Raw genomic sequence first — 21203 nt, forward strand, 5'->3', positions numbered from 1 at the left:
GAAAGTTTTTTATATTATTGATTTTAAACAATTTAATATCAATATTTGTTGCTTTGGACCTGAAGGGTAAGCGCTTATAACAACCTCACCTGCACAACTAAAAAACATCGTGAGGCATTATGAGTACCGTTTCTTTCGAAAACACCTTACCGGCGTCTGAGCCGGTTCGTTCGGTCAGTGATGTGGCAAGGCTGATCAACACCCGCAGTGACAAAAATAATTATGCGCGCATGATTGTGTTCCTCGCGCTCGGCGGCGTCTTCCTCGATGCCTACGATCTCACCACGCTCTCTTATGGAATTGACGATGTGGTACGCGAATTCCAGCTTTCTCCTCTTCTCACCGGATTGGTGACGTCCTCAATCATGGTCGGCACCATCGTCGGTAATCTCATTGGTGGCTGGCTGACCGACAAATATGGCCGTTACTCGGTGTTTATGGCCGATATGCTGTTCTTCGTGGTCTCCGCCATCGCAGCGGGATTAGCGCCCAATGTCTGGGTACTGATTGGCGCACGTTTCCTGATGGGGATTGGCGTGGGTATCGATTTACCCGTGGCGATGTCCTACCTGGCGGAATTTTCTAAATTCGCAGGCAAAGGCAACAAAGCCGCGCGACTCGCCGCCTGGTGCCCGATGTGGTACGCCGCGTCAACGGTGTGTTTCCTGCTGATCTTCGCGCTCTACTTCCTGTTACCGAAAGAGCATCTTGACTGGTTGTGGCGCGCATCACTGCTGTTCGGGGCCGTTCCTGCGTTGTTGATCATCGCGGTACGCAGCAAATTTATGAACGAATCACCGCTGTGGGCAGCCAATCAGGGGGATCTTAAATCTGCGGTGCGTATTTTGCGTGACTCTTACGGTATTCATGCGCATGAAGCGGAACCCGAAGCACCACCAGCAGAAGCGGCACCCAAGGTAAGTTTCCGCGTGCTGTTCCAGAAACCCTGGCGTGAACGCACCATCGTGGCAGGCGTGATGAACATCTGCATCTCGTTTGAATACACCGCGATCGCCTTCTTCCTGCCTTCGATCCTCGCGCAGTTCCTCGGCGCGGGCGTGTTTGAAACGATCTCCGCATCGCTCGGCCTGAACGCGCTGTTTGCTTTCACCGGCGGTCTGCTGGGCATGCGTCTGGCCTGGAAATATCCGTCTCGCCATGTGGCAATGGCCGGATTTGCACTGCAGTTCTTCGCACTGATTGCATTGGCATTGATTGGGCACCCTGAAGCGATTGCGGGGATTGTGTTTGCGGTGCTGATGCTTGGCTTGTGGTTGTTTGCTGAAGGCTTTGGCCCGGGTGCGCAGCTGATGGTCTATCCGGCGCTCTCTTATCCAACTTCCATTCGCGCTACTGGCGTGGGTTTCAGTCGTGCGCTGTCAGGGATTGGCAGCGCGCTGGCGCTGTTTATTCTGCCGATTCTGCAGGCGGCGCTGGGCACCAATATGTTCTGGGTGGTGTCGCTTGCCGCCATCATCCCGATCTTTTTCCTGCTCGCGGTGCGCCACGAACCGACGCGCCACGACATCGACGATCTTTCTCATCAGGAGTGATTATGAACCAACTTTCTACAGGCACCGATTACGCTGCGCTGGCGGCGCATTTCCGCCCACTGTTTGATCGTATTGCTGAAGGCGCAGTGGAGCGCGAACGCAGCCGCACCTTGCCCCATGAAGCAATCACCTGGTTAAAAGAGGCGGGCTTCGGCACGGTACGCATCCCGAAAGAGCAGGGCGGGTGGGGCGCATCGCTACCGCAGCTGTTCCAATTGCTTACCGAACTGGCGGAAGCGGATTCCAATCTGCCGCAGGCATTACGTGCGCACTTTGCATTTGTCGAGGACCGCCTCAACCAGCCCGCGAGTGCAGAGCGCGATCGCTGGTTCCGCCGTTTTATCGACGGCGAGCTGGTGGGCAGTGGCTGGACAGAAATTGGCACAGTCAAACTCGGGGATGTGATTACCCGCGTCACGCCCGCCTCAAATGGCTGGACGCTCAACGGCGAGAAGTTTTACAGCACGGGCACGTTGTTTGCGGACTGGATTGATGTGTATGCACGACGCAACGATAACCAGGGTGATGTCATCGCTCTGGTAAGCACTCACCAACCTGGTATAACGCGTGAAGACGATTGGGATGGTTTCGGCCAGCGCTTGACCGGCAGCGGCACCACACGCTTTGACAACGCTCACGTCGAGCAGGAACACGTCTTCGATTTCGCCACGCGCTTCCGCTATCAAACCGCGTTCTATCAACATGTGCTATTGGCAACACTAGCCGGGATTGGGAGGGCAGTCGCACGCGATGGTGCAAAAGCGGTGGCCGCTCGCAATCGTATTTACAGCCACAGCAACGGCGATTCATCACGTCAGGATGTGCAGGTGCTACAGGTCATCGGTGAGATCACCAGCCTGGCGTTTGCCGTCGAAGCGACGGTGATCCGCGCCGCACATTCACTGCAATCAGCGTATGAAGCGCACTTAAGCAGCGACGAAGCGCAACTTCTGGCAGTAAATGCGCTGGCAGAAGCTGAAGCGGGTCAGGCACAGGTGATCGCCAGTGAGCTAGTACCACGCGCAGCGACTGAGTTGTTTAACGCGATCGGCGCGTCGGATACGCGTATCAGCAAAGCGCTAGACCGCCACTGGCGTAATGCGCGTACCGTCTCGTCACACAATCCGGTGATCTATAAAGCACGTGACATCGGTGGCTGGAGGGTTAACGGGACGCCGCCGACAGGGATCTGGCAAATTGGGCGCGGGGAAGGGTAAAACATTTCATGCCGGGCGGCTTGAGCCGCCCACTTCTAATACAACGTTTTTAAACTGTCCTGAATCACATTCAGCGCCGTGGTGACATTGGAATTTGGCCGCCGCGTGACAAACAAACCATATGTCACTTTTACCGGAGCCTGCGCGACATTCACCAGACGCATACTGTCATGACGAATGAGTTCCGCTGGCAGCATGGCCACACCCAATCCACCTTCAACAGCGGGGATGATCGCACCCAGGTTGGAGCTGGTTACCGCGATCCTAAACTCCTTGCCTGCTTCAATCAGCGCATCAAACATCAAGCGTCGCCATGAACAAGGTTCACCGCAAACAATAGCATCGACCGTCAGCGCGCTATCCCAGGGATAGTCAATTCCGCACACCCAATGCAGGTCGATCTCCCAACTGGTTAACGGGTCTTCGCTGAAACCGGCGGTCAGACCCAAGACCATATCAAACGCGCTCTCCTGCCAACGTCTGGCGAGGATGTGATCGCTCTCAATGGAAAGCTCAATGTGCAGACCCGGACACAATCTTCTCAGCCTGCCAAGTGCAAAGGGGAGCAAACTCGATGCCACATCTTCGGACATACCGATGCGAAGCGTGCCGGCGGGCGTACTTTCACTCAGTTGCGCGACCGCCATTTCCCCCAACGCGAGAATTCGCACCGCAAAACTGAGCAGCACTTCTCCCTCTTTGGTGGGGACGACGCCGCGTCCTGTACGACGCAGCAAACGCTGGCCTGTATGTTCCTCTAGTCGACGAATCTGTGCACTGAGTGCGGATTGGGCGCGTCCGGCCTGTTCGGCGGCGCGTGTCAGGCTGCGGTGATGACAAACGGCAACGAAAGTACGAAGCAGCGCGGGTTCAAAATTGTCCGATATCATGATGGGGTTATGTCTGATACATGTGAATGCAGCCTACCAACATATCATCAGCTTCGCTACGCTTTATCTACCGATCATTATTCGTATTCAGCAGTGTGGAGAGCAGAGATGAAAGCAGTCACTTACCCCCAACCAGGAGGTCCAGAGGTTTTACAACTGGTGGATGTCGTTGAACCTTCGATTACTCAGGATGAGCTGCTGGTGGCGGTGGAAGCCATTAGTGTTGAGGGTGGCGATATCATTTCGCGCAATAGTCAGCACTTACAAGCGGGCGAGTCACTTGGCTATGCGGCGGCAGGAACCATTCTTGCCATCGGTTCAAACGTGACGGGATTTAAGATCGGTCAGAAAGTGGCAACGTTTAACTGGCGAGGTGCCTATGCAGAACGTCGCGCTGTCGCTGCCTATAACTGTTTTCCTGTTCCAGATGGCCTGGATGCGCGCATTGCTGCCGCCATTCCGGTGGGGCCAGGCACCGCTGCATGGGCGTTTCATTTAGGTCAGCTGCAGCCAGGCCAAACCGTACTCATTCTCGGCGCGGCGGGCGGGGTGGGCATGGCTGCCGTCCAACTGGCATCCCGCATGGGTGCCCGGGTGATCGGAATCGGTACGCGTCCCGAATCACTGGAAAAATTACGTGAATTTGGCCTCAATGACGCCATTGTGGTGGGTGACAAGCAGGCTGGCGAGCAGGTGCGGGAATTGCTGGGCGGCAATAAAGTGGATTTGCTGATCGATACCATCGGCGGCGCAGCATTGTCAGATGGCATTGAAGTATTAAAAGACGGCGGGTCGGCGGTTCTGATCGGCATTCTCGCTGGACGTAATCAGATGGTCGATGCGGAATATCTGCTGTTGCACCGTATTACGTTGATCGGATGCTTGCTGGGACCAGAATGGGGTGAAAAACAGATTGCCCGCGATTTGGTGAATGAACTGATGGTGATGGCGGCGAAAGGCGAACTGATCGTGCCTATCGATAGTACTTTCCCGCTGGAAAAGGTGGTTGAAGCGCATCAACGAGCAGAAACGCGTGGGCGTTTAGGCAGAGTGTTTATCACTGTTTAACAGTGTGCGGCCGCAAGGCCGCACACGACCTGGTCACTGCTTATCCAGTGACCAGGTCGCACTGCGCACATCCACTTTCACCGGCAACAATCCAACACGGGTGAAGGTATCCGCTAGCGCCTGCTGTTCATCGAACACCTGCGGCGTCATACGCGTAGCGCCATACGGCAGGCGTTTCAACGTGGTCTGCCAGATTGCTTTATCTAACCCGGTCGATTTGGACAGAATCGCGGCAGCCTCATCCTGATTGGCGTTCGCCCAGTCACTCAATTTGCTCAATTCATCCACCACCTGTTTCGCGGTGTCAGGATGGCCTTCGGCAAAGGGGCGGCTGGCGAGATAGAAGGTGTAATGCGGCACCAAACCTGCTGCATTACGGATTTCACGTGCATCGGCATTCGCTTCCACTTCTGCGAGGAACGGATCCCAAATCACCCACGCATCAATCGCGCCTTTCTGGAAGGCGGCGCGCGCATCAGCTGGTGGCAGGTAAACGGGTTTCACGTCCTTATAATTCAGTCCGGCATCTTCCAGCGCTTTCACCAGCAAATAATTCACGTCAGAACCCTTGTTCAATCCAACGCGCTTACCATTCAAATCCGCCACGCTTTTGATCGGCGAATCTTTAGGTACCACGATGGCTTCGGTTTTGGGGTTAGCAGGGGAGTGACCGAGGTAAATCAAATCCGCTTTGGCAGCCTGCGCGAAAGCGGGTGGAGCATCGCCGGTGGCGGCTAAATCGATGCTGCCCACGTTTAGCCCTTCCAGCATCTGCGGCCCGGCCGGAAATTCTACCCAGCGGACATTGATGCCTTCCTTCTTGAAGGTTTCATCCAGCGTGCCGCGATACTTCAGCAGCGCAAAAATATTGGCTTTCTGATAGCCGATGGTCACGGTTTCTGGTTTAGCGGCAAAGGCGTGCGCAGAGAGCAGGCCAAAACTAAGCGCCAACGCGCTCAGAGCAGGAATTTTTGTTTGCATGATGAGTCTCTCGTGGATTTTTTCTCACCATAGCAAAGCGCTTATATAACCAATAAATAACGAATTTCGATCGCTTATAACCTAATTTTTTGTGATCAAGATCATTCACTGTAATCAGCATGTCATCTTGATTTGCATAGATGCCCAGATAATTAGCACGGTAATAATTTGTATAACAAATCAAAATGTCATCTCGATATGCTTCTGTCAGGATAGGCGCTTACGTTGCCTGCTATGGGTTTCTTTCGCTCTATGAAGTGGTTTTCACAAAGCGCAGTGCTGTTTTCTGCCAAAACTTGTCTTGCCGCCTTTCTGGCTTTTTACATTGCTCTGGAACTCAATCTCGATAAACCGGCCTGGTCACTGACTACAGTGTACGTTGCCTCACAACTCTATTCGGGTTCGACCGTATCGAAATCGGTGTTTCGCTTTTTCGGCACCTTGCTAGGTGGGCTGTTTACGCTGCTAATCTATCCCACTACGGTAGAGTCACCGATGCTGTTCAGCCTGTGTATCTCGCTATGGGTTGCCGTGTGCCTTTACCTTTCATTGCATGACCGCACGCCAAAAAGCTATGTGTTTATGCTCGCCGGTTACAGTGCGGCGATCATGGGCTTTCCCGACGTCACGTCACCCTCGGCCATCACCTACACGGTGATTTCGCGTATTGAAGAGATCACGGTGGCGATCATCTGCAGCAGCCTGGTGCACCGCTTAATCATGCCGGTGTCGATGCGCAGTCTGTTGGAGCAAAGCGTCAGCCTGTGGTACCAGAATGCGCGCAAGTTGTGCAGCGAGTTAGTCACGGTGATGCCAGCTGATAAATCGGTGGAACGAGAAGATATTCTGGTGCAGATGGCGAACTATCCTCTCAACGTCGAAACCCTGATTACACACTGTGTATATGAAGGCGATGCCGCGCGACGTCTGGTGCGGTTGGTCAGCGTGCAGTATCAGCACCTCTCCTATTTGATTCCAACGCTGACAGCGATTGAGTCGCGGCTTAATTTGCTGGCGCAGCAGGAAATCCGTTTTCCGGACTATGTTGCAGAGGCATTCCAGCAGTTTTTGTTATGGCTGAACGGCGATGACCAGGTTCAGATTCACGATGTTTTGACCGTTACACAGGCGCACTTGAAGCAGGCCTGGCAGGAGGGGCGGCTCAACAGTGAAGAGAGTATTTTGTTGATTGGATTGCTGGAGCGCCTGCTCAACTTCGTGCGTATCGCTAATGCCTATCACAGCGTCAGCGAGCGCGTGAGTGAGTGGACACCGACTGTCAAGCCGGGAAAAACCGTGCGTGCGCATAAGCATGTCGATAAAGGTTTGCTGTTGCTTTCCTGCTTTACTGCGTTTCTGGCCACCTTCGCCACCTGCTTGTTCTGGATCGGCAGCGGCTGGAAAGATGGCTCGACTGCGCCGATGATGGCGGCGGTACTCTGCTCATTCTTTGCCGGGCTGGACAGTCCTATCGCGCCGATGAAGCTATTCCTGAAAGGCGTATTGATCTCAATGGCGATCAGTCTGCTTTACGTTACCGTGTTGATACCACAAGCGGTAACGTTTGAAGCGATGATCATCTGCCTCGCGCCCGGATTATTTGCGCTGGGATTGGTGATTGCCAACCCGGCAACCAATTTGATTGGCCTGATCGTCGCCACACAGATTCCGGGGCTGATTGGCATGAGCCACCATTTCAAGCCCGATCTTCTGCTTATAGTGAACGCCATGATTTCGACGCTGGTGGGCATTGTCATCGCCCTGGTGCTGACATTGCTTATTCGTAACAAGCGTCCATCGTGGACGGCGAAACGCGCGGTGCGTAAAGGGATTCGCGATCTGCTGCAGTTTATCGCTGCGCTGCGCCTCAACACGGTAACGATGACGGCGCGGCAGCAATTTGTGGCGCGTACGCTGGATAAGGTGAACATTATCTTGCCACGTAAGCGCGTCGATCCATCGCCCGATCTGGTTTCCGGCGGCAATCTGATTGCCGAGGCCTGGCTTGGTGCCAACTGTTACGACTATTACACGCGGCACAAAGCGCTGCTGACCGAGAATGGCATTGAGAGTACGGCGATGTTCCATGAGCTGAGTGTGTTCCTCAAACGCAGGCTGAAATCCCTGCAGACACAGCCCCATTCGGCGTTGTTGCATGAACTTAATCGCCTGCTGCTGGGTTTAGAAGCGCGAACATTACAGGAACAGGCGTTGTTTTCGCCGATGTTCCATCTGTTCAATATCCGCTTATCGCTGTTTCCCTCAGCGCGCTGGCCGGAAAATGCCTCGATTGAGGTTGAGAGTGCCTAAGTGTGCCGCTAACCTGTATTTGAGCGAGAGTCATGCACCAGACTGACAAATCCCGTACAGTGCTGAACAGGCTTGATAAAGGATAATCGCAGATGAAAATGATCGGTTTGATCGGTGGAATGAGTTGGGAATCGACGGCGCTCTACTACCGCATCATCAATGAACAAGTGAAGCAGCAACTTGGCGGATTGCACTCAGCGCGCAGCCTGATGTACAGCGTCGACTTTCAGGAAATTGAGAAGCTGCAAGTGGCGGGGGAATGGCAGCGAGCCGGCGAGATTCTGGCAGAAGCCGCGCGCAGTCTGGAAAAGGGCGGGGCGGACTTCATTGTGCTCTGTACTAACACCATGCACAAAGTCGCTGACCAGATTACCGGTGCCGTGGCTATCCCGCTGCTCCATATCGCTGATGCGACTGCTCAGCGTATTCAATCCGCTGGCGTGAAGCGTGTGGGCTTACTGGCGACGGCATTCACCATGGAGCAGGAATTCTACAAAGGCCGTCTGGCGCAGTCCGGCATTGATGTGCTGGTACCTGATGCCTCGGGCCGGAAGACGGTGCATGACATCATCTATCAGGAGTTGTGTCTTGGCATTATTCGTGAGTCGTCGCGAGCGCGTTATCGTGAGGTGATTGCTGAGCTGGTGGCGCAGGGCGCCGAAGCGATCATTTTGGGTTGCACCGAAATTACCCTGCTGGTGAAGCCCGAAGATGCCAGCGTGCCGCTGTTTGATACCACGTTGATTCATGCCGAGGATGCGGTGAAACTGGCTCTGGAAATAAAATAATTATCCTGCTAATTATTTTGTGTGTTATTATATGCTCATTGAAGGCACAACGTCTGACCCCACATGGTCGTACAGGGATGTGCCAGAACTGGCTGCCAATATGTTGGCAGCCTTTTTTGTGGTCAGAATGCTGTTTCCAGTGAATCTGTGACGCAATAATCGTCATCGACCAGCGGCAGATAGCGCCATTTATCAAATGCAGTGCAGGGATGAGAGATACCGCATCCTACCCAATCACCCGGCTGGAGCGTTTCATCTTCGGGCAATAGCAGATACGCATGTTGATCGTTGACGTCACTGATACGCAGATGGGTTGCCGCGCGCGGTTCACTGCCATCTGCGTTGCGGATCCACAATGGATTGGGCAGATCCTGGTCGAACGGCACATCACGCCGGCCAAAATCGACAAAAGCCAATCCTGGCTCAGGACGAGACAATACCCGCCCCCAAATTTCCAGCGCTGCATCGAAGTGATGGCTCGAACCCGGTTGCGCGAACGGTGCAATGCGCGCATACAAGCCGCTGTCGTGTGCCATATAGGCACCGGAGCGAATCAGTGGCGTCATCGGCAGTGGTAATTCCGCCGCAGTGAAACACTCGGTCACCACGTCAAACCAGGCGCCACCGCCAGCGCTGAGGATGATGTGATCGCTGCTGAAGAGTTGATGGTCTGCCAGCAGTGCAGCGGTGCTGATCATCATCTGACAATACGCTTTCACTCGCTGAATACCGGCTTCATCGCGACCCGCCCCCAGCGCACCTTCATAACCGGCCACGCCCACCAGCTGCAGTGAAGGGCTGTCTTTAATCGCTTCGGCAATCTTGATTGCTTCCTGTTGGGAACGGCAGCCGGTGCGACCACCGCTCACCGACATCTCCAGCAGCACAGAAATCTTTGCATCGCCGAGATGCTGCTCCAGCAATTTTACGCCCTGCAGTGAATCCACATAGCACAGGAAACCGTGGTCGGGATGCTGCTGCTGCCATTGGCCAATCCAGCGAATGCCCGCCGGATCGACCAGCTCATTGGCGAGAAACACATTGCGGATGCCAAACTGACGCAGCGCACGCACCTGTGCTGGCGTGGCAGCACCCAATCCCCACGCGCCACCTTCGCTAATGGCGCGGCGCAAGATCGCGGGCGACATTGAGGTTTTCCCGTGTGCTGCCAGCATGATGCCGTTCTCCTGGCAAAACGTGGCAAGCTGGTGGAGGTTGTTCTGCAGCGCTGATTGCTTCATCACCATCAACGGCGAGAACACTTCATCACTGGTAAACACATTGCTGCCAGGCGTTAACGGCTGGTCGCCAGCTCCCGCTACCGATTTAAACCGTGGCGCAGGTTGTTGGGCTTCCAGCAAACCGTCTGCCTGCAGTGGAAAACGAATCGACATAGTGGCTCCTGTTAGTGCTCAAGCACACGCGATAAGAATTGCTGAGTGCGCGGGTTCTGCGGATTAACAAAGATTTGCTCCGGCGAACCCTGCTCAGCGATAACGCCCTGATCCATAAACACCACGCGATCGGCCGTTTTACGGGCAAAACCCATTTCGTGCGTCACCACCACCATGGTCATGCCTTCACGTGCCAGGCTGCGCATCACTTCCATCACCTCGCCAACCAGCTCCGGGTCAAGTGCGGAGGTGGCTTCATCAAAGAACATAATTTTCGGTTCCACCGCCAGCGCGCGCGCAATGGCGACGCGCTGCTGCTGACCACCGGAAAGCTGTGCCGGATAGTGATGCGCGCGCTCCGCCAGCCCAACACGAGTCAGTGCCGCCATGCCGCGTTTGTTGGCTTCCGCTTCCGACAGTTTTTGCGCTTTAATCAGCGCCAGGGTGACGTTACCCAGCGCGGTTTTGTGCGGGAACAGGTTGAACTGCTGGAACACCATGCCGACATGGCCGCAAATTTCGCTGCTGCGCTTACGGTCATGCAATGGCACTTTGTTGACCCATATTTCGCCGCCATCAGCGGTTTCTAAGCCGCTCATGATGCGCAGCACAGTGCTTTTTCCTGAGCCGGATGCACCAATTAACACCAGCACTTCGCCGGGTGAAACATCCAGACTGATCTCTTTCAGCACCTGAGTGGAGCCAAAGGATTTAGTAATGCGGCTCAGCGTAATCGCAGATTGGCTCATGATATCTGGCTCCTGGTTTGATGATGTTGAACCCAACGTGAAAGCGGGAAGCAAATGGCGAAGTAGAGCAGGGCAACCAGGCCGTAAATCACCACCGGTTGGCCGATGCGATCGACAATCGCCTGGCCCTGATGCATCAGTTCGGACATGCCGATCATGCTGACGATCGAGGTGTCTTTAATCAGCGAAAGATACTGACCGGCCAGCGGCGGCAACACGATGCCACGGGTTTGGGGCAATACCACGCTCATGAAGGTTTGACGTTTGGAAAGCCCGAGAATCCAGGACACTTCCCACTGTCCTTTCGGTACCGCTTCAATCCCGGCGCGGAACACTTCGGCGATATAGGCACCTTGATAGATGCTCAAACCGAGGATCCCGGCGGCAAACAGATTGATCTCATAACCGAAGTAGGCCACGCCGAAGTAGATGAACATCAGCGTGATCAGCACCGGCGTACCGCGAAACAGCTCGGTATAGAGTACGGCGATCTGTTTGGCGACCGGCAATCGGCTGGTGCGCAACACTGCCGCCAGTAAGCCCAGTAACGTGCTGCCGATAATGGCGGCGATGGACAGCAACAGCGTGATACCCAGTCCTTTCAGCAGGATGGGGAAAGAGCTGATGATAAGCTCGCTCATAGCGCATTCTCCTGTTTCACTGGATTAGTCAGCCATTTTTTTGCCCACCACCAGGCGGACTTTTTTACCGGGGTCACCAGCGGCGGGTGGAACATGCGCCGTCCTGCCACCGTGCCCAGCCAGGAGAACAGATTGCTTAGCACCAGATAGACCAGCGCGACCACGCTAAAGGTCTGGATATACAGCAGAGTGCGGGCGTTGATCACCGTGGCGGTGCCGGTCAGTTCTGGCAGGGCAATCGCAGAAAGCAGCGAAGTACCGAGCAGCAGCTGAATCAGGTTGTTGATGATCGCCGGCCATACGGCGCGTGCCGCCTGCGGCAGCACCACGCTGAGAAAGATTTGCCGACGCGGGATGCCGAGAATATAAGCGGCTTCGAGCTGACCTTTTGGCACCGATTGAATCCCCGCACGAAAGGTTTCAGACAAGTAAGCGCCAACGTTGATGCCCAGCGCCAGCACACCGGCGGTAAAGGCACTCATGGTGATGCCCAGCGAGGGCAGCCCAAAGAAGATGATGAAAATTTGCAGCAGCACCGGCGTGTTGCGAATAAACTCGACGTAGCAGTGACTGATCCAGCGCAGGGGAGCAACAGGCGATGATTTCGCTAATGCCGACAATAAACCCAATGCTACCGCCAGCACGAAGGCCAGCAATGTCACCTGCAGTGTCAGCCATGCGGCCTCAAGAAAGGTGTCGGCATAGCGCCAGAGGGTTAGCCATTGATAACTCATGGTTTGACTCCTTCGAACGGCGCGGCATCAACTGCCGCGCCGCACATCAATCAATAATGCGGATTCAGCGGGTAACGTGGCTTGCTACCGAACCATTTCTGATACAGCTGGGCGTTTTCACCCGATGCATTAATCTCAAACAGGAATTCATTCAGATAGTTGGTCCACACCTGATCCCCCTGTTTCACACCGAAGGCGTTATATTCCAGTGGTACCAGCGCTTCGTTGGTCACGGTTAGCGTCGGATCGAGCTTGGCCTGATAGGCGAGGAAGTTGTTGTCTTCGATCATCGCATCGGCCTGACCTTGCTTCACGGCGAGGATCGCGGCTTGCGATGAGTCGTATTCCTGAATTTTCACATCAATACCGAGGTTACGGACTTCATCCCCATTGGTTGAACCCTTCACTGTGGCGATGGTTTTGCCTGCCATATCATGCGCAGATTGAATGCCACTGTTTTTGCGCACCAGCATTGCCTCACTGGCCACCACATACGGGTTGGTGAAGCCGATCTCTTTGGCGCGTTCAAGATTGCGTGTGAAGTTACAGAACACCACATCGACTTTATTGGTTTGCAGATTAGGAATACGGTTGGCGCTGGTGGTATTCACCATCTCCAGTTTCACGCCCATCTCCTTGGCCAGTGCTTTAGCCAAATCAACGTCATAACCATCCGGGTTGCCGTCTTTGTCATAAAAACCAAAGGGGGCAAAGCTCAGGCAGTCACCGACACGCAGCGTGCCGCGTTGCAGTACGTTCTGCAGGGCCGATTGCGGTGCGGCGCCAGCCTCTTTTTTTTCTTCGGTGGGTGTGCAGCCAGCTAAAACCAGTAACGCCAGCGCAGCGGCGCCGAATTTAAGCGATGTTGTGTTCATTTTATGCTCTCTATAAAATGGTTATGAGTCGGCGTAACACCGATATTTCACAGCAAAATGAAAAGCATCAATTAATAACAGGCTGTCCTGGTGTGGGCGAAGAAAATAAAAAATCGTCAGCCTGTTTTAACCGTAATAATTATTTACGATCGGCGCGGAAGCATTTCATATCCACTTCCACTTTGCAGTCGACCACTAAATCCTGCACGCTACAAATACGCGCCGGTGGATTTCCACTGAATATCTCACTGAATACTTTATTAAAGGAACTGAAGTAGCGTGCGTCGGTCAACACCGCCGTGACGTGTACCACATCTTCCACGCGATAACCTGCCTCGCGCATGATGGTCAGGCAATTATCAAATGCTAACTGGGTCTGTTCAATGATACCGCCTTCCACCACTTCACCGTCGCGCATCGGCGTCTGGCCTGAGATATACAGCCAGCCATCGGCCTCTACCGCACGGGCGAAGGGCAACATTTGCCCGCCAGTGCCGGTCCCGCCTTCAATGCCATAACGTTTTATCGTCATGCAAATTGCCTCATTTCTGGAGTAGTTAGTCTGTCCGATATATCAGACTCAAATCTGCAATACCGGATAGGGCAAGATTTGCACAGGGGATTTGCTTTTGCAATATGTGATCGGCTATTTAATTTTTTGTGATGTAGTCGGGATCGCAAAATAAATTTATTGCGGAGTGTTCGTTTAATAAGAATGTGACCTTCGTCGAAAATTTTTAATGTCAGTAAAAAATCGTTGCGCCAAAATGAGGCCCCAAAATAGATCGCCATAATATAACGTCAGTGACTAATTTTTATTTTTACGGGGATGGGTAATTGTTGCGTTGGGGTGTATGATGCTTTTCTTTTTTCATGTATTCCAATCGCACCAATGCAACAGGGGAGTAAGCGTATGCCGGATGAAAAACCGTCACGGGCGCGCGGTGTTGACCGGGTTATTGATATTTTCCGTCAGTTGCATATTGCCCGTCAGCCGATGGCGATGCGCGATTTGATCGATGCCACTGGCGCACCCCGATCCAGCGTTTATGAGTTGGTCAGTTTGCTCAGTGAAGCCGGGCTGGTGGAATTAGATGCAGATGGTGCGGTGTTTTTCGGTCGCGAGATGCACTATTACGGTGCGGATTACATGGCGCATAACGATCTGATCCGGCGCGCGCATCAGCTGATGGTCGAGATTGTGGCGCGCCATGGCGAAACTGTGCAGCTTTGCATGCTGGAAGGCAACAAGTACACGGTGGTGCTGTCCGAGAGCAGCAACGCGCACCCCTTCAAGATCACCTCAGATATCGGTGTACGCGTGCCCATCACCTGGACTGCGACTGGCCGCTTGCTACTCAGCAACTGGTCTGATAGCGCGATCCTCGATTTGATTCCAGAAGAAGATTACCGTCTTGCCAGCGGGCAGATTCTCGATAAGCAGGCGTTTCTCGATGAAATCCACCATGCCGGTAAGCTGGGTTATTGCATGACGGAAGGGCTCTCCGAAAGCTTTACCTGCTGTATGGCCGCGCCGATTCGCTCACGCAGCGGCCAGGCGGTGGCGGCGATCTGCTTTATGGTCAGCCGTGATACGTCGCAAGAGCGTCGGCAGATGCTGTTGCAGGAGTTGATTACCTCCGGGCAGAAGCTGTCCGATTTCACCTGACGCGCATTTCCCTGCTGCGGCGGCTTGCGGGCTGCCGGCAGGGAATGGATAATCCATCTGCCATCTGCCATCTGCCATCTGCCATCTGCCATCTGCCATCTGCCATCTGCCATCTGCCATCTGCCATCTGCCATCTGCCATCCGCCATCCGCCATCCAACCTTTATCACTCAGCATTAATACTCGGTTACAACCCATTGTCCTGGCGTTTATTTTCGGCCCTTAAGGTTGTGTTAAGGTAATTGATAATAATAACTATTCTTTTTACCACGGAGTTTTAGGATGAAAACGCGCCTGCTACTGGCAATGGGATTACTGGCTTCCACGGCGGCTTCGGCTACCACTTACCCGTTAACCGTCACCGATATGGACGGCAACACGCAAACCATCACTAAAGAACCGCAACACATCATCCTGCAGGATGGCCGCGATATTCTGACGCTGGCGCTGCTGGATCGTGATGACCCGTTCAAGCGTGTGGTGGCGTGGAATAACCTGCCGAAGAAACAAGACACCCAAACCTGGGATCTGCTGAAAGGCAAATGGCCGGAAGCGACCAAAATTGTCGATATGGGCTTCAGCGACCAGGGCCAGGTCAATTTAGAAAGCGTGCTGGCGCAAAAGCCCGACATGATGATTGCCCAACTGCGCGCGAAACCGGCGCTGCAACAGTCAGGTGTATTGAGTACGCTGAATAATCTGCATATTCCCGTGGTGTTTGTGGATTATGAACTGCACCCCGCGCAAAACACGGCACCCAGCGTCACGCTGTTGGGTAAAGTGTTGAACCGTGAGAGCCAGGCTAAGGCCTATACCGATTTCTATCAGCAGAGGTTTGATCGCATCACCAAAGGCGTCGCTGAGGTGAAGAACAAACCGACTGTGTTTATTGAGCCGATTGCCGGTAACAGCGATAACTGCTGCTTCACTCACAGTCACAATGGCTGGGGCGGACTAGTCGAAGCCGTAGGCGGTAAGAATATTGGTTCCGAGCTGTTGCCGGGCAACGTGGGCTTTATCGCGCTGGAAAAAATTATTGCGATGAAACCGGATGTTTACATCATGACCGGTTCAAAACGTCCTAACACCAACGTGCTGCCATTCGGCTACGGCGTGCAGCCGAAAGAGGTGAATGCCACTTTCCAGACACTATTGAAACGTACCGGTCTGGCACAGATCGAGCCGGTGAAGAATGGCCGTGTTTATGGCGTGTACCATCATTTCTATAACCACCCTTACAACATCGTGGGGATGGAAATTTTGGCTAAAGACCTTTATCCGCAACAGTTTGCCGATTTGACGCCTAACGCCGACTTCCGCACTATCGTGAAAAAATTCACTAAGTTACCGGATGAAGCGATCGATCTAAGCTATCCCGATAACAAGTAATGCTTTATAGCGGGTCGAAACGGCCCGCTTTTTTTGCCTTAAACAACAAACTTTCTTCGACGCAATGACAACCGTAATTGTTATGTTATAACATATCAATTATAACGTTTGGTGTGGCATGTCACCGCACCTGCACTTGTCATGTTGAAGGAGTTGCAATGTCATCATTATCCCCGAATTTTAAAAAGTTGCCGGTAACTGTCCTCTCCGGCTTTCTCGGCGCGGGCAAAACCACGCTGCTTAACCATATTCTTAACAATCGCGAAGGTCGCCGCGTGGCAGTGATCGTTAACGATATGTCGGAAGTGAATATCGATGCCGCTCTGGTGCGTGAGGGCGGGGCGGAGCTGTCGCGCACCGATGAGAAGTTAGTCGAGATGAGTAACGGCTGCATCTGCTGCACGCTGCGTGAAGATCTGCTGCTGGAGGTAGATCGCCTCGCAAAAGATGGCCGTTTCGATAACCTGGTGATCGAATCGACCGGTATTTCCGAACCGCTGCCGGTGGCGGAAACCTTTACCTTTGCCGATGAAGATGGTCAGAGCCTGTCAGAAGTCGCTGCGCTGGACACCATGGTGACCGTCGTGGACGGCTTCAATTTCCTGCGCGATTACGAATCCAACGAGAGCATCAAATCCCGCGGTGAATCGCTGGGTGAAGAAGATGAACGCACGGTGGTGGATCTGCTGGTGGATCAGATTGAGTTCTGCGACGTGCTGATTCTGAACAAAACCGATCTGATTGATGAAGCGGAAAAAGCTCGCTTGCTGGCGATATTGCATTCTCTCAACCCGCGCGCACGCGTGGTGACCTCTGAGTTTGGCAAGGTTGCACTGAAGGAAGTGCTGAATACCGGTTTATTTGATTTTGATGCGGCCTCACAAGCCCCCGGCTGGTTGCAAGAACTGCGCGGTTCACATACGCCAGAAACCGAAGAGTATGGCATCCGCAACTTTGTGTTCCGCGCGCGTCGTCCTTTCCATCCCACCCGCTTCGCCAGCGTCATTGAAGGCGATCTCAAAGGCGTGGTGCGGTCTAAGGGCTTCTTCTGGCTCGCCAGTCGTCCTCATTATGCCGGTTCCTGGTCACAGGCCGGTGGCGTGACGCGTCAGGGCTTAGCAGGCATGTGGTGGGCCAGCGCGCCGAAAGAGCGCTGGCCGGAAGATCCCGAGACGCTGGAATACATCATGCAGAACTGGGTCGAGGGCACTGGCGATGCGCGTCAGGAAATCGTGTTTATTGGTATTGAGATGGATGAAGCTCGTCTGCGCAACCAGCTGGAAAATGCGCTGCTGACTGACGAAGAGATGGCGCAGGGCCCGGAAAACTGGGCCGAATATCCAGATCCGTTTGAACCCTGGTTTCACTGAGGAAGATAAACGCGAGGAACCGGGTAGATCGTTGACGGTGCAATGAACTGAGCGCCCGGCAACACATTTCTGCCTGAGCGAAGCGCGTTTACCCAGCGGGTACTTTGGCAGAACCTGGTTTAACGGAACGGCATGACGCCATGGATGGCAAACCCAGCCGCAACGTGCGGCAGCAAGAGGTCACGATGCAAAAAATTCCCCTCACCATTCTCAACGGTTTTCTGGGTGCAGGCAAAACAACGCTATTAAAAAGTCTGTTGGTTCAGGCGCATAAACAGCAACTTGCAGTCTGCGTCATCGTCAATGATATGAGCGAACTGGACGTCGATGGCGTGCTGATTGCCAACACTGAAATCGTCAACGCCAGTAAACATAATTTCATTACGCTCTCGGCCGACAGTATTAGCAGCCGAACGGGTATCGAAAAACTCGATGCCGCACTTGAGTCGATGCTCAACGCACATCGCCCGGATCTGATCCTGCTGGAAACCTCGGGCAGTAGCCATCCGTTGCCACTGGTGCGTTATTTCCGCGATCATGCTGAAGTGCAACTCAATGGATTCTTATCGCTGGTCGACAGCGTGATGCTGAATGATGATTACCAGCAGGGCGAAGCGCTGATTCCTCGTTTGCAGGCCAATCTGACTCGTCACGAGCGGCGCATCGAGAATCTGCTGGCAGAACAAATCATGTTTTGCAGCCATCTGCTGCTCACCAAAAATGATCGGCTGCCGTCTTCCAGCATTACCCGCATTGCCCAGGCCATTCATCCGCTCAATCCCTATGTGGCAGTGATGGCGGTATCGCGGGGAAACCTCTCTCTGAGTGAACTCATGGCGATGCAGCCCTACGATTTCGGGCGGGTCGCGCAGTTAATTGAAGAATTAGCGGATGAGGTGGATGCCATTGATCCCGGTGCGTGGCAAATGACTTCCGAAGTGATTCACGACGATCGTCCATTCCATCCACAGCGATTGTGGGATACCTGCCACCACTTTATGGGCGCGGGCATCTATCGCAGCAAAGGCTTTTTCTGGTTGCCGACGCGGGATGACCTGGCACTGTTATGGAATCAGGCCACGGGCAGCATCAGTCTGGAATTTATCAGTTACTGGAAAGCGGGAATTCTGAATCATCGTGATAGTCCGCTTACTGCTGAGGAGCGCGCGGCGGTCGAACAGGCAGTGGCAAAAATGCCGGGGCGATTTGGCGATCGGCGCTGCAGTTTAACGGTTATTGGTGAACCGGATGAGGTGAAAGCCTTCACCGTCGCCCTGAAACGCTGCTTTCTCAACGAAGAGGAGCTTGCATGGTGGCAAAGTGGCGGCGAATTTGCCGATCCCTGGCCGCAGCGCGTGGCGCGCGTATCCGCCTGAGTTAGCCCGCCAGCGCACGCATTTGCGTACAGAACGGACACTGGCAGCCGGATACGGGCTTTAACAGCGCCGCATGCACTTCCGCCGTCGCCAGAGGCTGTGTCAAATCGACGTTGGCCACTGCGGTATCCGGTTTTTGCGCCAGTTTTAACGTATCAATCTTTGCCTGAAAGGCACCTGCTTTTGCCGATGCTATGGCGATAAGTAACAGAGGAACAGTGCTCTTCATCGCAGCAACCTCAATGAATGATTTGAAATGTGACGATATAACATTAACACGAAGCTGTTAAGGAATTTCAATATGACCAAACCCACAGCAGCCGAGCAGCAAAACCTTCTCAGTATGCCGCCAGAAGAGTATATGAATCCTCACCAGAGTGACTATTTTTTGCGCTTATTACGTTTTGAGCGGCAGGAACTGCTCGAACATATCGACTACCTGAAAACGCAGCTGCAACGCAGTGAACAGCAAGGGGATGAAGCGGATAAAGCGATCCGCGAAGAGGAGTTACGCTTATTGTTTCGTCAGATTGATCGCGAAAGCCGCCTGCTGCCGAAAATTGATGCCGCCATGCAGCGTATTCATCATGGTGAATATGGCTATTGCCGTGAGACGGGCGATCCGATAGGCCTGGCGCGTTTGCTGCTGCGACCCACGGCGGAACTTTCAATTGATGCGAAGATTAAGCAGGAGCGGGTTGAAGCGCAGTACCGAAAATGACAGTCACCCAGAGCACAGGCTCTGGGTGCTGATTACTTTGAACGTCCCAGCCACATTGACACTTCAACGCCATCGTAAAACGGCAGCGACAGATAGCCACGCCCGCTGTGCACATTTTCGAGATATTCGGGGCTGAAATCGGCATCATCGGCGACGATCAGCGCACCAGGGCGCAAATGTGATTCAACCAGCGCCAGTATCTCAGGGTAAATTGCCTTGGCGCCATCCAGCACCAGCATATCGATGGCAGCAGGCAGGTCGCGGCTCAACGTATGCAGCGCGTCACCCACGCGCACTTCAATCAAATCACTCACGCCCGCATCCGCAAAATGATTACGTGCTAAGGCAACCTTGCCCGGCTCAAATTCACTGGTGATGATCTTTCCGCCGCCGTTATCGCGTAACGCTGCCGCGAGATGTAGCGTTGAAATACCAAAGGAGGTGCCAAACTCCACTATCGACTGCGCCTTGGTGCTGCGTGCCAGCATATACAGCAGTTTGCCAGTCTCACGCGACACCGCCAGTGGCACATTTTTCAGATGACCATAGAGTTCGAGATAATCTGTTTTGCTCTGCAACAGGCGATTTTGCTCTTCATCGGACATCACGCGGAAGGCTTCATTGGTCGGATGCGCCATATTGTCGGCCAGTTCGAACAGGTAGTTAAGCAGCGGCGCCAGGGGCGCGGAAGTTAAGGTATTCATGGTGATTCTCCGTGGATTAATCTGTGCGAACACAATACGATGAATCATTCGCATTTCACTATTCGTGTTCAGGAGCATCAGATGGCTGAACGCCGTAACGCTAAGATTTCAGAGAGAAAAAAGCCGCAACAAGCGCGATCCAGCGAGCTGGTTTCGGCGATTTTGCAAGCCGCTACTCAGGTTTTGGAACAGGAAGGCGCCACGCGGTTTACCACCGCACGTGTGGCGGAGCGTGCTGGTGTGAGTATTGGATCGTTGTATCAATACTTTCCCAATAAAGCGGCTATCCTCTTTCGATTACAGAGCGAGGAGTGGCAACGCACCGGCGATCTTTTAGGATCAATCCTGCGCAATCGAGATGTGCCTGCGGGTGAACGTCTGCACCGACTCACGCTCGCTTTCTTGCACTCAGAGTGTGAAGAAGCGGCAATGCGTACCGCACTTAACGATGCAGCGCCGTTATACCGTGATGCACCGGAAGTGGCAGCCGCGCGCGCGGCGGGTGAAAACGTGATGAGTGACTTCCTGTATGAGTTATTGCCCCAGTTGGAAGAGAAACAACGTCTGCGCGCTGCGGACCTGATCAACAGCACACTGGGTAACGTGGGCAAGCATTTTTCCGAAACACCGCGCACTGAGGCGGAGATTCTCGACTACGCAAAGGACATGGCAGAGATGTTCTGTGTCTGGATCAGGGAAAAAGGGGCGGATTTGCAGTAAAAGATGGCACTGGAAATCTCTGAAAGCGGTTAACAATCTCATTATTACCATTCTC

At 53.7% G+C, this 21203-nt stretch carries 21 protein-coding genes and 1 pseudogene; 12 read left to right on the forward strand and 10 right to left on the reverse strand.

Annotated elements, in window-relative coordinates:
* The first annotated feature begins 119 nt into the window (after nucleotides 1–119).
* Together AC6I8L_RS19980 and AC6I8L_RS19985 are read left to right on the forward strand one after the other, a co-directional pair.
* Entirely contained in the window at nucleotides 120–1553 is a 1434-nt protein-coding gene (locus AC6I8L_RS19980; RefSeq protein WP_034822356.1) for an MFS transporter, read from the forward strand.
* 2 nt (nucleotides 1554–1555) lie between these two features.
* On the forward strand, nucleotides 1556–2770 hold the full coding sequence (locus AC6I8L_RS19985) for an acyl-CoA dehydrogenase family protein (RefSeq protein WP_058960445.1): 1215 nt from the start codon (nucleotides 1556–1558) through the stop codon (nucleotides 2768–2770).
* Nucleotides 2771–2805: 35 nt separating this feature from the next.
* On the opposite strand, the gene AC6I8L_RS19990 is transcribed toward AC6I8L_RS19985, so the two are convergent.
* Nucleotides 2806–3660 (reverse strand): LysR family transcriptional regulator, encoded by an 855-nt coding sequence (locus AC6I8L_RS19990; protein WP_072226533.1) that lies wholly within the window; start codon nucleotides 3658–3660, stop codon nucleotides 2806–2808.
* 108 nt (nucleotides 3661–3768) lie between these two features.
* Between AC6I8L_RS19990 and AC6I8L_RS19995 the strand changes: the two genes are divergently transcribed.
* Nucleotides 3769–4728 carry a quinone oxidoreductase family protein gene (locus AC6I8L_RS19995; RefSeq protein WP_058960444.1) on the forward strand — a complete coding sequence of 320 codons (960 nt, stop codon included), beginning with the start codon at nucleotides 3769–3771 and terminating at the stop codon, nucleotides 4726–4728.
* A 33-nt stretch (nucleotides 4729–4761) separates the two neighbouring features.
* On the opposite strand, the pseudogene AC6I8L_RS20000 reads toward AC6I8L_RS19995, so the two are convergent.
* A pseudogene (locus tag AC6I8L_RS20000) lies at nucleotides 4762–5666 on the reverse strand (sulfonate ABC transporter substrate-binding protein).
* A gap of 295 nt (nucleotides 5667–5961) precedes the next feature.
* On the opposite strand from AC6I8L_RS20000, the gene AC6I8L_RS20005 reads away from it, so the two are divergent.
* Complete coding sequence (locus tag AC6I8L_RS20005) at nucleotides 5962–8019, forward strand: FUSC family protein (RefSeq protein WP_058960478.1); 2058 nt, start codon at nucleotides 5962–5964, stop codon at nucleotides 8017–8019.
* Between the two features lie 92 nt (nucleotides 8020–8111).
* Nucleotides 8112–8807, forward strand: coding sequence for an aspartate/glutamate racemase family protein (locus AC6I8L_RS20010; protein WP_058960442.1), 696 nt, complete (start codon nucleotides 8112–8114; stop codon nucleotides 8805–8807).
* A 122-nt stretch (nucleotides 8808–8929) separates the two neighbouring features.
* On the opposite strand, the gene AC6I8L_RS20015 is transcribed toward AC6I8L_RS20010, so the two are convergent.
* From AC6I8L_RS20015 to AC6I8L_RS20040, 6 genes are all read right to left on the reverse strand, one after another.
* Complete coding sequence (locus AC6I8L_RS20015; RefSeq protein ID WP_058960441.1) at nucleotides 8930–10201, reverse strand: alanine racemase; 1272 nt, start codon at nucleotides 10199–10201, stop codon at nucleotides 8930–8932.
* Between the two features lie 11 nt (nucleotides 10202–10212).
* Complete coding sequence (locus AC6I8L_RS20020) at nucleotides 10213–10950, reverse strand: amino acid ABC transporter ATP-binding protein (RefSeq protein WP_034822369.1); 738 nt, start codon at nucleotides 10948–10950, stop codon at nucleotides 10213–10215.
* Nucleotides 10947–11591 (reverse strand): amino acid ABC transporter permease, encoded by a 645-nt coding sequence (locus AC6I8L_RS20025; RefSeq protein ID WP_045815500.1) that lies wholly within the window; start codon nucleotides 11589–11591, stop codon nucleotides 10947–10949. Before AC6I8L_RS20025 ends, AC6I8L_RS20020 begins: the two co-directional genes overlap by 4 nt.
* Complete coding sequence (locus AC6I8L_RS20030) at nucleotides 11588–12325, reverse strand: amino acid ABC transporter permease (protein WP_045833600.1); 738 nt, start codon at nucleotides 12323–12325, stop codon at nucleotides 11588–11590. The genes AC6I8L_RS20025 and AC6I8L_RS20030 overlap by 4 nt, the downstream gene beginning before the upstream one ends.
* Before the next feature lie 50 nt (nucleotides 12326–12375).
* Nucleotides 12376–13200, reverse strand: coding sequence for an ABC transporter substrate-binding protein (locus AC6I8L_RS20035; RefSeq protein WP_268152761.1), 825 nt, complete (start codon nucleotides 13198–13200; stop codon nucleotides 12376–12378).
* 139 nt (nucleotides 13201–13339) lie between these two features.
* Nucleotides 13340–13732: a RidA family protein gene (locus tag AC6I8L_RS20040; protein WP_058960439.1), complete on the reverse strand. Its 393-nt coding sequence runs from the start codon at nucleotides 13730–13732 to the stop codon at nucleotides 13340–13342.
* 381 nt (nucleotides 13733–14113) lie between these two features.
* Between AC6I8L_RS20040 and AC6I8L_RS20045 the strand changes: the two genes are divergently transcribed.
* From AC6I8L_RS20045 to AC6I8L_RS20065, 5 genes are all read left to right on the forward strand, one after another.
* Nucleotides 14114–14869 (forward strand): IclR family transcriptional regulator, encoded by a 756-nt coding sequence (locus AC6I8L_RS20045; RefSeq protein ID WP_034822379.1) that lies wholly within the window; start codon nucleotides 14114–14116, stop codon nucleotides 14867–14869.
* 44 nt (nucleotides 14870–14913) lie between these two features.
* On the forward strand, nucleotides 14914–15048 hold the full coding sequence (locus tag AC6I8L_RS20050; protein WP_286119825.1) for a hypothetical protein: 135 nt from the start codon (nucleotides 14914–14916) through the stop codon (nucleotides 15046–15048).
* A 102-nt stretch (nucleotides 15049–15150) separates the two neighbouring features.
* Nucleotides 15151–16257 (forward strand): ABC transporter substrate-binding protein, encoded by a 1107-nt coding sequence (locus tag AC6I8L_RS20055; RefSeq protein ID WP_034822383.1) that lies wholly within the window; start codon nucleotides 15151–15153, stop codon nucleotides 16255–16257.
* 158 nt (nucleotides 16258–16415) lie between these two features.
* Nucleotides 16416–17627, forward strand: coding sequence for a zinc metallochaperone GTPase ZigA (zigA, locus tag AC6I8L_RS20060; RefSeq protein ID WP_058960438.1), 1212 nt, complete (start codon nucleotides 16416–16418; stop codon nucleotides 17625–17627).
* Between the two features lie 185 nt (nucleotides 17628–17812).
* Nucleotides 17813–19003, forward strand: coding sequence for a CobW family GTP-binding protein (locus tag AC6I8L_RS20065; RefSeq protein WP_058960477.1), 1191 nt, complete (start codon nucleotides 17813–17815; stop codon nucleotides 19001–19003).
* Between the two features lies 1 nt (nucleotide 19004).
* On the opposite strand, the gene AC6I8L_RS20070 is transcribed toward AC6I8L_RS20065, so the two are convergent.
* Complete coding sequence (locus AC6I8L_RS20070; RefSeq protein WP_058960437.1) at nucleotides 19005–19232, reverse strand: hypothetical protein; 228 nt, start codon at nucleotides 19230–19232, stop codon at nucleotides 19005–19007.
* A gap of 72 nt (nucleotides 19233–19304) precedes the next feature.
* Between AC6I8L_RS20070 and dksA the strand changes: the two genes are divergently transcribed.
* The gene (dksA, locus tag AC6I8L_RS20075; protein WP_058960436.1) at nucleotides 19305–19724 is read left to right on the forward strand and encodes an RNA polymerase-binding protein DksA; all 420 of its coding nucleotides are present in this window, start codon (nucleotides 19305–19307) and stop codon (nucleotides 19722–19724) included.
* 32 nt (nucleotides 19725–19756) lie between these two features.
* Here dksA and AC6I8L_RS20080 read toward each other — a convergent pair whose 3' ends face one another.
* Nucleotides 19757–20428: an O-methyltransferase gene (locus AC6I8L_RS20080; protein ID WP_058960435.1), complete on the reverse strand. Its 672-nt coding sequence runs from the start codon at nucleotides 20426–20428 to the stop codon at nucleotides 19757–19759.
* An 81-nt stretch (nucleotides 20429–20509) separates the two neighbouring features.
* On the opposite strand from AC6I8L_RS20080, the gene AC6I8L_RS20085 reads away from it, so the two are divergent.
* On the forward strand, nucleotides 20510–21148 hold the full coding sequence (locus AC6I8L_RS20085) for a TetR/AcrR family transcriptional regulator (RefSeq protein ID WP_058960434.1): 639 nt from the start codon (nucleotides 20510–20512) through the stop codon (nucleotides 21146–21148).
* Nucleotides 21149–21203 lie beyond the last annotated feature (55 nt).

This window comes from Type-E symbiont of Plautia stali (genome assembly GCF_059731115.1).

Excerpts from the sequence above, each read along its gene's own strand:
- AC6I8L_RS19980 (WP_034822356.1), top strand. The coding sequence starts at position 120 with ATGAGTACCGTTTCTTTCGAAAACACCTTACCGGCGTCTGAGCCGGTT.
- AC6I8L_RS19985 (WP_058960445.1), top strand. The coding sequence starts at position 1,556 with ATGAACCAACTTTCTACAGGCACCGATTACGCTGCGCTGGCGGCGCAT.
- AC6I8L_RS19990 (WP_072226533.1), bottom strand. The coding sequence starts at position 3,660 with ATGATATCGGACAATTTTGAACCCGCGCTGCTTCGTACTTTCGTTGCC.
- AC6I8L_RS19995 (WP_058960444.1), top strand. The coding sequence starts at position 3,769 with ATGAAAGCAGTCACTTACCCCCAACCAGGAGGTCCAGAGGTTTTACAA.
- AC6I8L_RS20005 (WP_058960478.1), top strand. The coding sequence starts at position 5,962 with ATGAAGTGGTTTTCACAAAGCGCAGTGCTGTTTTCTGCCAAAACTTGT.
- AC6I8L_RS20010 (WP_058960442.1), top strand. The coding sequence starts at position 8,112 with ATGAAAATGATCGGTTTGATCGGTGGAATGAGTTGGGAATCGACGGCG.
- AC6I8L_RS20015 (WP_058960441.1), bottom strand. The coding sequence starts at position 10,201 with ATGTCGATTCGTTTTCCACTGCAGGCAGACGGTTTGCTGGAAGCCCAA.
- AC6I8L_RS20020 (WP_034822369.1), bottom strand. The coding sequence starts at position 10,950 with ATGAGCCAATCTGCGATTACGCTGAGCCGCATTACTAAATCCTTTGGC.
- AC6I8L_RS20025 (WP_045815500.1), bottom strand. The coding sequence starts at position 11,591 with ATGAGCGAGCTTATCATCAGCTCTTTCCCCATCCTGCTGAAAGGACTG.
- AC6I8L_RS20030 (WP_045833600.1), bottom strand. The coding sequence starts at position 12,325 with ATGAGTTATCAATGGCTAACCCTCTGGCGCTATGCCGACACCTTTCTT.
- AC6I8L_RS20035 (WP_268152761.1), bottom strand. The coding sequence starts at position 13,200 with ATGAACACAACATCGCTTAAATTCGGCGCCGCTGCGCTGGCGTTACTG.
- AC6I8L_RS20040 (WP_058960439.1), bottom strand. The coding sequence starts at position 13,732 with ATGACGATAAAACGTTATGGCATTGAAGGCGGGACCGGCACTGGCGGG.
- AC6I8L_RS20045 (WP_034822379.1), top strand. The coding sequence starts at position 14,114 with ATGCCGGATGAAAAACCGTCACGGGCGCGCGGTGTTGACCGGGTTATT.
- AC6I8L_RS20050 (WP_286119825.1), top strand. The coding sequence starts at position 14,914 with ATGGATAATCCATCTGCCATCTGCCATCTGCCATCTGCCATCTGCCAT.
- AC6I8L_RS20055 (WP_034822383.1), top strand. The coding sequence starts at position 15,151 with ATGAAAACGCGCCTGCTACTGGCAATGGGATTACTGGCTTCCACGGCG.
- zigA (WP_058960438.1), top strand. The coding sequence starts at position 16,416 with ATGTCATCATTATCCCCGAATTTTAAAAAGTTGCCGGTAACTGTCCTC.
- AC6I8L_RS20065 (WP_058960477.1), top strand. The coding sequence starts at position 17,813 with ATGCAAAAAATTCCCCTCACCATTCTCAACGGTTTTCTGGGTGCAGGC.
- AC6I8L_RS20070 (WP_058960437.1), bottom strand. The coding sequence starts at position 19,232 with ATGAAGAGCACTGTTCCTCTGTTACTTATCGCCATAGCATCGGCAAAA.
- dksA (WP_058960436.1), top strand. The coding sequence starts at position 19,305 with ATGACCAAACCCACAGCAGCCGAGCAGCAAAACCTTCTCAGTATGCCG.
- AC6I8L_RS20080 (WP_058960435.1), bottom strand. The coding sequence starts at position 20,428 with ATGAATACCTTAACTTCCGCGCCCCTGGCGCCGCTGCTTAACTACCTG.
- AC6I8L_RS20085 (WP_058960434.1), top strand. The coding sequence starts at position 20,510 with ATGGCTGAACGCCGTAACGCTAAGATTTCAGAGAGAAAAAAGCCGCAA.